The 11,278-nt window shown below is 64.4% G+C and carries 8 protein-coding genes; 4 read left to right on the forward strand and 4 right to left on the reverse strand.

Features of this window, described 5'->3' with window-relative positions:
• Positions 1-94: 94 nt before the first annotated feature.
• Positions 95-2,110, forward strand: coding sequence for an AsmA family protein (locus ACRCSW_RS19460; RefSeq protein WP_438707305.1), 2,016 nt, complete (start codon positions 95-97; stop codon positions 2,108-2,110).
• Positions 2,111-2,119: 9 nt separating this feature from the next.
• Here the strand turns inward: ACRCSW_RS19460 and ACRCSW_RS19465 are convergent, their stop codons facing one another.
• The 3 genes from ACRCSW_RS19465 to ACRCSW_RS19475 all read right to left on the reverse strand — a co-directional run bounded on the left by ACRCSW_RS19465 (position 2,120) and on the right by ACRCSW_RS19475 (position 5,788).
• Positions 2,120-4,306: a fused MFS/spermidine synthase gene (locus ACRCSW_RS19465; RefSeq protein ID WP_438707306.1), complete on the reverse strand. Its 2,187-nt coding sequence runs from the start codon at positions 4,304-4,306 to the stop codon at positions 2,120-2,122.
• Positions 4,307-4,584: 278 nt separating this feature from the next.
• Positions 4,585-5,181, reverse strand: coding sequence for a GcrA family cell cycle regulator (locus tag ACRCSW_RS19470; protein WP_438707307.1), 597 nt, complete (start codon positions 5,179-5,181; stop codon positions 4,585-4,587).
• 145 nt (positions 5,182-5,326) lie between these two features.
• The gene (locus tag ACRCSW_RS19475) at positions 5,327-5,788 is read right to left on the reverse strand and encodes a GNAT family N-acetyltransferase (protein ID WP_438707308.1); all 462 of its coding nucleotides are present in this window, start codon (positions 5,786-5,788) and stop codon (positions 5,327-5,329) included.
• Between the two features lie 124 nt (positions 5,789-5,912).
• Here ACRCSW_RS19475 and ACRCSW_RS19480 point away from each other — a divergent pair, with 124 nt between their 5' ends.
• Together ACRCSW_RS19480 and ACRCSW_RS19485 are read left to right on the forward strand one after the other, a co-directional pair.
• Positions 5,913-7,052: a serine hydrolase domain-containing protein gene (locus ACRCSW_RS19480; RefSeq protein WP_438707309.1), complete on the forward strand. Its 1,140-nt coding sequence runs from the start codon at positions 5,913-5,915 to the stop codon at positions 7,050-7,052.
• A 151-nt stretch (positions 7,053-7,203) separates the two neighbouring features.
• Complete coding sequence (locus ACRCSW_RS19485) at positions 7,204-8,331, forward strand: L-dopachrome tautomerase-related protein (RefSeq protein WP_438707310.1); 1,128 nt, start codon at positions 7,204-7,206, stop codon at positions 8,329-8,331.
• Positions 8,332-8,486: 155 nt separating this feature from the next.
• Here the strand turns inward: ACRCSW_RS19485 and ACRCSW_RS19490 are convergent, their stop codons facing one another.
• Complete coding sequence (locus ACRCSW_RS19490; RefSeq protein WP_438707311.1) at positions 8,487-9,551, reverse strand: Hint domain-containing protein; 1,065 nt, start codon at positions 9,549-9,551, stop codon at positions 8,487-8,489.
• A 496-nt stretch (positions 9,552-10,047) separates the two neighbouring features.
• On the opposite strand from ACRCSW_RS19490, the gene ACRCSW_RS19495 reads away from it, so the two are divergent.
• Positions 10,048-11,226 carry an aspartate aminotransferase family protein gene (locus tag ACRCSW_RS19495; RefSeq protein WP_438707312.1) on the forward strand — a complete coding sequence of 393 codons (1,179 nt, stop codon included), beginning with the start codon at positions 10,048-10,050 and terminating at the stop codon, positions 11,224-11,226.
• Positions 11,227-11,278 lie beyond the last annotated feature (52 nt).

Below are 11,278 nucleotides of genomic sequence, written 5' to 3' on the forward strand. Positions count from 1 at the left end.
TGCCGTGCGGGTGCGGGGCAGGCCTCCCTGACTTGGCAACCAAGGCTCGAGGGGCATAGAGTCAGGCAAAACCAAGAAAATTCCGGAGGAGAGCATGCGTTGGATTGTCCGTCTTGGGCTGACGCTCGCGGTTCTGGTCCTGCTGGCCCTCGGACTTATGGCGATGGTACCGGCGGACCGCGTCGCCCAGGCGGTGTCAGCACAGTTTGAGGCCACGACCGGCCGCAAGATGGAGCTTCTGGGCGAAGTGAGGCCCCGGCTTTGGCCCAGCCTTGGCGTCTCGACCGGGCCGGTCAGCATTGCCAATGCCGACTGGGCCGAGAGTGATGACCCGCTCTTCCGTGCCGAGGGGCTTTCGATCGACATCAACTTCGGCGCGCTTGTGGGGGGTGAGGTGAAGATCCTCGGCCTCTCAGCGGACCGGCCCGAGATCAACCTCGAGCGAAGCGAGGATGGCCAAGCGAACTGGGTTTTCGGGGCGAGCTCCGGGGGCGAAGATGGCGGGGCGGGAGCGGTGCCCGCGCCCGCAACGGGGTTTACACTGGATCAGGGGTCGATCACCGACGGCAGCATCCGGTTCAGTGACCGGCAGTCGGGCCGAGTGATCGCGCTTGACGCGGTGAACGCGACCTTGTCGATCCCCGATTTCTCGGGTCCGTTCACCTTGACCGCGACCGGCCTGGCGGGTGGCCAGGAGGTGCAACTGGACCTCTCAGGGGGCGTCTTTTCGGCTTTCGCCTCAGGCCGCGTGGTCCCCCTGACACTGGCCCTTGCGGCAGGCGGGTCGAAGCTGGATTTCGACGGCCGGGGCGGGTTTTCGCCGCTTGCGGCCGAGGGCACGCTAAGCGCCGATCTGACTGACCGTCAGACGCTTGCCGCAGTGACCGGGCTTGACCTTGGCGAACCCCAGCCCGGGCTCGGCCAGGACCGGCTTAGCGTCAGCGGGCAGCTTACGCTGGACGGCACCGGTGCAGCTTTCCTCCGTGAGGCCGAGATCATCGCGGACACCAACCGGATCACGGGCGATCTTGACCTTTCACCCGGCGAAGCGCGGCCAAAGCTGAACGCACAGCTGACTGCCGGTCCGATCAGCATCGGGACCGGGCCGGAAGGCGAGATGGGGGGCGGTGAGGCGGGCGGCATGCAGGCCGAAGGCTGGCCCGCGGGCGAGATCGACGTCAGTGGGCTGGGAGTTATGGATGCCGAGATCGCGCTTGCGGCACCATCGGTCGACCTTGGCGTCCTCAAGCTTGGCGCCACGCGTGCGATGATCACCATCGACCGCTCCCGCGCCGTGATCGACATCCGCGAGATGCAGGCCTATGGCGGCCAGATCACTGGGGATTTCGTGGTCAATGGCCGTGGCGGCCTTTCGGTCGGGGGTCGGCTGAACTTCGCGGGCCTCCAGACCGAACCGCTTCTCACCGACCTTGCGGGCTGGGACCGGCTGGTCTCGACCGGTGACTTCGAGATCGAGTTCCTGGGCGTTGGCAATTCTGTCGATGCGATCATGAAAAGTCTGGAGGGGCAGGGGGCAATCGAGCTTGGTCAGGGCGAGCTCCGGGGCCTCGACATCGCAGGAATGCTACAGACGCTGGATCCGGGCTATGTCGGTGAGGGGCAGAAGACCATCTTCGAAGGGCTTGCCGGGACCTTCACGATGGCCGAAGGGGTGCTGTCGAACAGCGACCTGAAGCTTGTCGCGCCCTACGTCACCGCCTCGGGCTCGGGCGAGCTTGGCCTTGGTACCCGGACGCTCGACTACCGCCTTCGCCCGACGGCACTTGCGGCCGAGGACGGGACGGGCGGCGTGATGGTGCCGCTTCTCGTCACCGGGACCTGGGCCAAGCCGCGCTTCCGGCTCGACCTTGAGAGCATTGCGCGCGAAAAGATGGAGGCCGAAGCGAAGGCCGCCGAAGAACGCGCCAAGGCGGCGGCGAAAAAGGCCGAGGCGGAGGCCAAGGCCGAGCTTGAGCGGCGCCTGAAGGAAGAGCTGGGCGTTGAGGTCGCGCCGGACGAAAGCCTTGGCGACGCCGCCACCCGCGGCGCGCAAGAGGCGCTGGAAGACGAAACCCGGAAGGCGCTGGAAGACATCCTCGGCGGCGACTAATGCCTGACGTCAGCGCAGCGCTGCCAGAAGATCGGCGTGGTCGTCGGTCCAGAGTTCGAGCTTCGGTTCGGGCAGGGGTTTCCAGCGCGGATCGGTGGCAAACTCGCCCAGGGCCTCGGTAGTCCGGGCCAGCACGATGACCTCGGAGGGGTAGGCCCCGACGTCGTCCTTGACCTCGTCGAAACGCTGCGTCCGGACCCGACCTTCGAGGCCGAGGGCCTTGGCTGCCGCGGCAAGGGGCTGCGCCAGGTCGTAGAAGCGGTTCGAGACATGGAACGTCAGAAGACCGCCATCGTTCAGCCGATCGAGGTAAAGCTGGATCGCCTCGAGCGTGGTCAGGTGCATCGGGATCGCGTCAGAGCTGTAGGCGTCGATCACCAGGATGTCGAATTTCAGGTCCGTCTGACCTTGCAGCACGATCCGCGCGTCGCCCAAATGGATTTTGCCTTCCTTGGCGCACTTGGTCATGTAGGTGAACAGCGACGGGTCGAGCGCGATGTCCACGACTTTCTGGTCGATCTCGTAGTAGTGCCAGTCCTGACCGGGCTGGCTGTAGCAGGACATTGCCCCGGTCCCCAGCCCGACGATGCCGATGGTTTTCGCAAGTTCCGCCCTGTCGGAGGTTGCAATCTGCGCCAGCGGCCCCTTCGGGTGGTAATAGGTCAGGGGAGTTGGGCGGTCGCCTGTCTCGGTCTTAAGCTGCGCGCCATGGATCGTCGTACCGTTGGAGTATTCGCGGGTGCTCGCCCGCTCGACAACCACATGGAGGCCAAAGAAACTGCGGTCGATCAGAAGGACGTTGCCCCGCCCGAAGAGGGCCCAGATCGCCACGATCGCGATTGTGGCTGTCGCCGAGACGACGGGCATCTTGCGGAAAGCGACGTAGATCAGCCCAAGGATAAGGACGACCATGAGCGCCCTTCCGAAGTTGCCCCAAACGTTGAGTGCAGCCACATCGAGCAGAAGCGGCAAGAGGGCCACAATGCCGACGACCAAGCCCAGCGTAATCTCGCGGGGTGTGTTGGCGGCAGGGCGGCGGATCAGAAAAAGCGCGATCAGCGCGAGCGTTATCGGGTATTCCAACAACCTGTCGAAAGCGACGGGTGCCACGATGGAGTTGAAGAGGCCGCCGAGCGCACCGCCGACCGACATGGTGAGGTAGAACACGGTCAGATAACGCGGATCAGGGCGGGCATCGAAGAGCAGCCGATGCAGCAACAAGCTTGCTGCAAAGAAGGCGGCGAGAATAAGGACGAAGACGACAAGCGAGGCAACAGGCTTCAGGCTGAAGAAGACCATGATGCAAATGGCAACGGGCAGCACGCGCCGCAGCCGATCGGCGGTGAGGGGCGAGCGGGTGGAAAAGACGAAGACGAAGGTCAAAAGGTAAAGCGCCAGCGGCACGACCCAAACCAGCGGAAACGAGCCGAGATCGGTGCTGATCTTGGAGGTGACACAGAGCATCAGCGAGGACGGCAAGAAGGCGAGGAATGCCCAGCGAAGCAGCGTGGTAGGGGCCAGCTTTTCTGTCGGCGCAGCGGCAACGGTATCGCGTGTCGCAGGGCTACGCGCCGCGAGGCCGGACATCAGGAGCATCGGGCCCAGGGCCAGAAAGCCCAACGACCAAGCGACGGAAATGGCCGAGACGCCGAACAGGGGCTCGGCCACCAACGGAAAGGCCAGCAGCGCCACAAGCGAGCCGAGGTTGCTTGCCGCGTAAAGGAAATAGGGGTCATCAGCGTTCGGGCCACCGCTTCTGCGGTACCAGGACTGGATCAGCGGCGCATTGGCCGACAGGACTGCAAAGGGCAAACCCACGCCCAGAGCGTAAAGCCAGAGCGTTTGGGTCACGACCGGGCGCGAGGGGTCATAGCCCCAGCCTTCTGGCACTGCGAGCGGCAGGAAGAAAAGCGCCAGAAGCAGAAGCCCGATGTGGATGGCCACCTGCGCGCGGCCGGGCACATGGCGGGTCAAGAGATGCGCGTAAAGGTAACCCGCGATCAGCACCGTCTGGAAGAAAAGCATGGCGGTGGTCCAGACCGCGGCTGCCCCGCCGATCTGTGGCAGGACCATCCGGGTGAAAAGAGGCTGGACGAAGAACAACAGAAGCGCGCTGGCAAAGATCGTGGCGGTGAAGAGGACAGGGATCATCCGGCCCGCCCGCTGTTCCTTCCCGATCGCCGCTGTCACCGTCATGAACTCGCCTCCTTGAAATTGGCAAGCGTAACAGTCGGTAGGATTCGGGCAAATTTGGGCCGAATTGGTGGACAATCTACGAATCCGGAAGGGCGTATCCTGTCCCAAGGCAACGAAGCCCGGTGCCTATGACGCCGACGATCGGCTCAGGCGCGGCTGTTGGCTGATGACCCCAGCATGATTTCAGGCTCGGGAAGTGCTCCTCGAGCAGCGCTCGCATGACACTCGCCGAAGAGCCCGTCTAACGCTCCGACACGTCTGTTCCAGAAGATCTGCCGTTACCGACGACGGTCGCGGCGGGCGCTCATCGGCTGGAAGGCCACGCCCACATGCGCCTCGCAATAGGGCTTTCCGGGCAGTGAGGGCAGGCCGCAGAACCAGAAGTCCTCGGTCGCGGGGTCGCCGATTGGCCATTTGCAGGTCCGCTCGGTCAGCTCCATCAGCGTGAGCTTCCGCGCCCGCTTCTCGACCTCGCGGACCGAGGCCAGCGCCTCGGGGCTGATCTCGTTCAGGCTGGGTTGCGGCGGCAGCGGCTGGCCCGCCGGACTGATCGCTTTCCTCACCGGCAGTGGCGTCACGTTCGACACTGGTGCTGCAGCGGGTGCCGCCGGACGCGGCGCCTCGGCGCGCGGGGCCGGTTCGGGGCGGGACACAGGTTCGGGCCGCGCTGCGGCAGTCGCCGCTGGCGCAGGGCTCGGCGGGCCATCGTCGTCGTCCGCCCCCCCGCCCACACGGTTGGACAGGCCCAGCCGATGGACCTTGCCGATGACGGCATTGCGGGTGACTCCACCCAGCTCCTTGGCGATCTGGCTGGCCGACTGGCCCTCGCCCCACATGCGCTTGAGCGTCTCGACGCGCTCGTCCGTCCAGGACATCGTGATCTCCGTTTGCGGGCTGCAGGGGCATTCTACCTGCGACGGGTCGGGATACAAGCCGCGAGACGGAAGATCAAGCGGACAAGGGTGATCGCCATTGCGACAAAGGCCGGGAACGGTCGCTTTTACACAAAAGGGGCGGCGACTAGAGGTCGGCCTCCCCTTCCTCCCACTCAAACATCACGACCCCGGTCGTCTCTTGTCCCCCGGCGGACGCATAGACTGCGCGGGCGGGGGCGTTATCGGCTTCCGTCAGCACCCAGCTGACCTCGCAGCCCTGTGCCCGCCCTTCGGCCCGGATTGCCGCAAGAAGCGCCCGCCCGATCCCACGCCGCTGCGCGTCTTCGTTCACTCCAAGCTCGTTGATGAAAAGCGCCCGCGGCTTGTCGGGGTGATCGGTCACCGTTCCGCTGGCGAACCCGACGATCCGCTTGCCGATCTCGGCCAGGATCAGGATGTTGCGGGGATCGGGCGCTCCCGGCGCGCCAAGATACCGCGTGACGCTCTCTGGCCGCGCCGGGCCGTCGAAGACATCCGCGGCCAGGATCGTTGCGGCGTCCTTCGGCCCGGTCAGGCGCAGCTGAAAGGTCGGTCTCCCATCCGTCACATCGCCCCTCCATCGAACCGGCCCCGGACTGATCACGATCCGGACCGCGAGGCCCGGCGCACGGCCTTCTGACTTGCAGGCCCCGCCCCCCCATCCTACGGTCCGTCAAAGCCGGAGCATAGCCATGCCTCTTCGCACGCATCCGAACCCAGACCTTGCCGTCGGCCCCCACCGCCAGCCCCGCTGGAACTCGGCCCCGCACCGTCGCCACGGCTTCCACAACCTGCCCGCCATCGCCCGCTATGCGCAAAGCTTCCGGGCCGCACAGGTCCTTGACCTCCGCTTCTCGGCCGATCTTGCCATCGCCGCGCGCGAGGATGTCCGGCATCTGACCGCACTCCCCTGGTTCTCGGCCATGGCGGTGACTGAAGGCAACCGCCTTCTCTACGAGGCTTACGCCCCTGATTTCGGCCCTGATCGGCCGCATTCAATCATGTCGATCTCGAAAATGACCGCGAACCTGATCGTCGGGCGACTGTGGGAAGACGGCAAGATCGGCCTTGACGAGACACTGGGTGCAATCCTGCCCTGGATCGGCCCGGGCTATCACGGCGCGCGGGTCCAGGACGTGCTGAACATGAACGTTCAGAACGCCTATGACGAGGATTACCACAACCCCGCCAGCACGGTCTTCCTGCACGAAGCAGCGATGGGCATGCGCCTGCCCGAGGGGCCAGAGCCCGCGAACCGCGACTTCCTCGCCGGGATCGGCCTTGCCCCCGGCACGACCGATACGACGAACCCGACCGGCGTCTGCCTTTACAAAAGCGCCAACACCGATGTCCTGATGCTTGCCGCCGAGGCACGGGGAGGGCGGCCCCAGCGTCTCTGGCTTGCCGATCTCGCCGATGCGGCGGGGTTTGAAGCCGTCCTGCATGTGGGCACCGACCGCACCGGAATGCCGATCCTGAGCGGCGGCATCTGCCTGACCGCGCGCGACCTCTGCCGCTACGGCGCGCTTTTCGCGCGGGAAGGACGGGGCGTTGACGGCCAACCCTTCGGCTCGGCGGCCTTTATTCAGGCGACCCGCAAGGGTGGCGTCCCGATGCCCGAACCGCGCGAGCATTTGCGCTATTCAAACCAGACCAACACCAACGGAGTCTGGCTTGGCCACGGCGGCTATGGCGGGCAGTATATGGTCGCGAACCCCGAAACCGGTCGGGTGGCCTGCTTCTTCTCGGTCCTGCAGAACGACGAGGGCTACGACGCGGCCTACTATCCCCCAATCATCGCCATGCTGGCCGAGATCTGTGCGGGGAGGTGAAGCTTTAAAAGGAGTTGATGACGGCGGCCAGGTTCATAGGTTCGACGCGGTCGGCACTGTTCCGACACAACTCCTGCGGTTCAAGCCTTGCGCAAGCCCGGTGGCTGGCGGACAGTGGGCATCCCAACTTCAGCCATGTGGAGCCTAGTCGATGAAGCGGTTTCTTGCGCGGGCGGCCTTGGTTATTGTCGGCCTTCTGGTTCTGGCCATTGTCGGCGTGAAGCTGATGTATGGGGGCGGCACGCCCTATCCCGGCCTTGCAATCGAACAGATCTCGCCGGCCCCAGAGGTCACAACATTGGTCGAACTGCCATTGCCGCCCGGAAACGTGGCGGTTTCGGCGGACGGGAGGGTGTTTTTCAACACTCACCCCTTCGTGCAGGCGAGACGGTTTACCGACTCGACGGTGTTTGAACTGGTCGATGGCAAGCCAATACCTTATCCGGATATCGATGCGCAGGACGGCTATCAGGGTGTCTTCGGCATGACGGTCGACGGTCTGGGCAGGCTTTGGATGGTGGAACCCGCCTCGCTTGATCATGCGACCACGCGGCTTCGGGCCTATGACCTTGCCACCAATGCGCAGGTATATGAGTTTGAGTTTCCGTCAGGTGAGGCCCGTTTTGCGCAGGACCTGCGCATCACCCCGGACGGCAAGTTCGCAATTCTTGCGGACACGGGGCTGTTCAAGTTCACGTCCGCCTCGTTGATCGTGTTGGACCTTGAGAAAAAGGTCTTTCGCCCCCTTCTGACCGGCGACGCATCGACGCAACCGCAGGATTGGGTGATCAGGACGGCGAATGGACCGCACCGGCTTGGCTATGGCCTCATCACGTTCAGCGTCGGTGTCGATGGCATCGCCATTTCATCTGACGGGCAGGAGCTCTACTTCGCGACCATGTCCCACGACACGCTTTACAAGATTGCCATGCGCGACGTTTTTGATGCGAGCCTGTCCGCGCAGGACCTGTCCGCGCGGGTTGTTGCCGTGGGGAAAAAGCCATTGAGCGACGGCATAACGGTTGACGCTGCAGGGCGAATTGTTGTGACCGACGTCGAGAATGGCAGCCTGGTCCTTATGGAAAAGGACGGAACCGCAAAGACGCTTGTGAAGGACGAAGATGTCGTGTGGGCCGACGGCGTTGCGATGATGCCGGATGGCCGGGTGGCATTCACCGACAGCGCAATTCCCGAATACATTGACCAACTGGTGCGCCCGCCAGAGCTGGCGCGGCTCGAGGCTGGCGCGCCCTATCGGATTTACGCCGTCAAGTACTGACCTCTCCGCCGCCGGTCCAACGGTGGTCCCGTTTCTCTGAATGAGCGTTGAAGCTGCAAAGCCTCACCCGGTCGTTTGCAATACGTCCCATTTGGCTTTGCCAGCGTTGACGCCGGTTGCGGGCTTTGATTTCAAGTGTGGCGCCGCCTTCGGCCCTAGCCCGGCAGCCGCAACGCCCGTGCCTCGGTCATCCGCACGATGGGAAAGGCCGCGCGCCGCCGCTCCAGCTCCAGCCCGGGAAAGAGCAGGTCAAGCTCGCGCCGCTGGCCTTCGTCAAGCGCGCCTAGGCCGATTTCGCCGGGATGGAAGCTTTCCGACAGCGCACCTTCGGAAATGATCACCTCATGGCGATCGAACAGGATGTGGATATAGGTCACCCCCGCCTCGGGGACGGTCTGACGGACGGTCGAGCCGTTCACCAGCGCCTTGGCCGGAACCAGCACCTGATCCTCGCCGAAATAGACCTGGGCGCGCCAGTCGTCCAGCAGGATGCGGTGCTGCGGCGATACCCGCAGCGGTCGGGTGTTGCCGATCACGCCGGTATCAAACTCTACCGGTCGCAGGTCAGCATTCGTGATCATCTCAACCGCCGAGACATGGCGGCTGCCGGTCCAGCGCAGCGGTTGCGAGCCGTTGCCGAGAGTGCTGACCAGATCACCGGGCTCAAGCGTCTCGATCAGGCGTGGCCCGTTCGGCGTGTCGACCAGCGTGCCATGCGTGAAGCAGATGAGGTTGTCCCAGGGCACGAAGCCAGGAACGCCGGGGGGGAAGGTTCCAATGATGGTGCCGCCGTCGTTCGACCCGGTGATGTTATACGTGACGCCGGGGACGATATCTGCGGTCTCACCCACGACCCCCACGTTCACGCCGTTGATGCGCACGTAGTAGAAGACGATCTGGTTGCCCTCGGTCGAATTGGTCGAGACCGCAAACTCAAGCTCGATCTGCGACCCGGCCGGGTAGGTGACGCCGTTCACGGTGATCGGAGCGGCAAGCACCTGGTCGTTGTTGGCCGTCGATGGCGGCCCGTTGACGTTCGGGTCCTGAAAGCCGTCGTGGAAGTTCTCTTCGTCGTCATTGACGGTGATCTGGATCGGTGTGGCCCCAGAGCCGAGCGTGAAGGACCCGGAGGTATGCCCGATCGTGTTGGACGTCGATCCGGCGGGGCCGGTAAACGTGAAGTTGCTGAACTGGTAGAAGGCAAACTGAAAAAGTGGCATGACGTTTACCTTCGCTGCCTTGACCTCTTCCCAGCAAGATCACCACGGGCCCGGTCCTGACAACAGACCGATGCACCCGGTCGTGACGCTGGCTGCGGCGCTGACACCTGATGTTGTTCTACGAGGTCAAATAATTGCCAGCAGAAGTCAATCAATAGTTACCGCGATTGCCGGATGGCCCGGCGATTTCCAGGTCAAACGGCCGAATTGCACGAAGGCTGAGCATGATTTCGCCGGCCCGCAGAGCGCTGGCCTTGGAGGCCTTGCCCCGCCAGGCCGCACTTCGCGGTTCGCCTCCGCTTCCGTTGCGCTTAGAATCGCTTGCGGCGAGGACGGCCGGCGGGCATAAGTTGCCACATGCAAGGCAAGATCCAGACCGCGATCCGTTCGAACCGACGCCGCTGAGGCGTCTGGTTTCTTCTGCCTGCATCCCCCCGATCGTTGACTTGGCCCATCGCCTTTGGCACCAAAGGGCCTTCATCCAAGGACCATGCCCATGATCCCGTCCGTTCTGCCGACCTACAACCGCGCGCCCCTCGCCTTCGTCAAGGGCGAAGGCAGCTGGCTTACGGCCGAGGACGGACGCCGATACCTCGACCTCGGCTCTGGGATTGCGGTCAATGCGCTTGGCCATGCCCACCCGGCGCTGGTCCAGACGCTGACGGATCAGGCCCAGAAGCTTTGGCATGTCTCGAACGTCTATACCGTCCCCGAACAGGAACGGCTCGCGGGCCTGCTGACCGCCGAGACCTTTGCGGACACCGTCTTCTTCACCAACTCGGGCACCGAGACAGCCGAGCTTGCGATCAAGATGGCCCGCAGGTTCCACTATGAAAACGGCCAGCCCGAACGGATCGAGATCGTGGCTTTCGAAGGCGCCTTCCATGGCCGGTCGACCGGCGCCATCGCTGCGGCGGGGTCGGAAAAGATGGTCAAGGGCTTCGGCCCGCTGATGCCCGGTTTTCGCCACCTCAAATGGGCCGACCACGACGCAGTCCGCGCGGCCATCTCCGACGACACCTGTGCCGTGATCATCGAGCCGATCCAGGGCGAAGGCGGTATCCGCCCGGTTCCCGACCAATGCCTGAAGGGCCTCCGCGACCTCTGCGACGAAACCGGCACGCTCCTCATCTTCGACGAGGTGCAATGCGGCATGGGTCGTACTGGCCGCCTCTTTGCGCACGAATGGGCCGGGGTGACTCCCGATATCATGATGGTCGCGAAAGGCATCGGCGGCGGCTTCCCCCTGGGGGCGCTCCTTGCCACCGAGAACGCCGCGAAAGGGATGACCGCAGGCACCCATGGCTCCACCTACGGCGGCAACCCGCTCGGCTGCGCCATTGGTGCCAAGGTTGTCGAACTCATCTCCGACCCCGCCTTCCTGGCCGAGGTCGCGCGCAAAGGCGCCCTCTTCCGCCAGGGCCTCGAAAGCCTCGTCGCGCGCCATCCGCAGGTCTTCGAAGCCGTCCGCGGTGAAGGCCTGATGATCGGCCTCAGATGCAGGACCGCGCCGGTTGATGTGGTAAAGGCTGGCTACTCGGCGGGCGTCCTCGTCATCGCCGCAGCCGACAATGTCGTGCGCCTCCTTCCCGCGCTCAACATTCCCGACGAAGACATCGCCGAAGGCCTTGCCCGCCTCGACCAGGCCGCGACAGCCCTCGCCGAAGCTGCCTGAGCATTCTTTGTCCCCAAATATCCCACGGGGGTCCGGGGGTGTGAAACCCCCG

Origin of the sequence: Tabrizicola sp. (assembly GCF_051645465.1) — a bacterium.
Lineage (GTDB): Bacteria > Pseudomonadota > Alphaproteobacteria > Rhodobacterales > Rhodobacteraceae > Tabrizicola.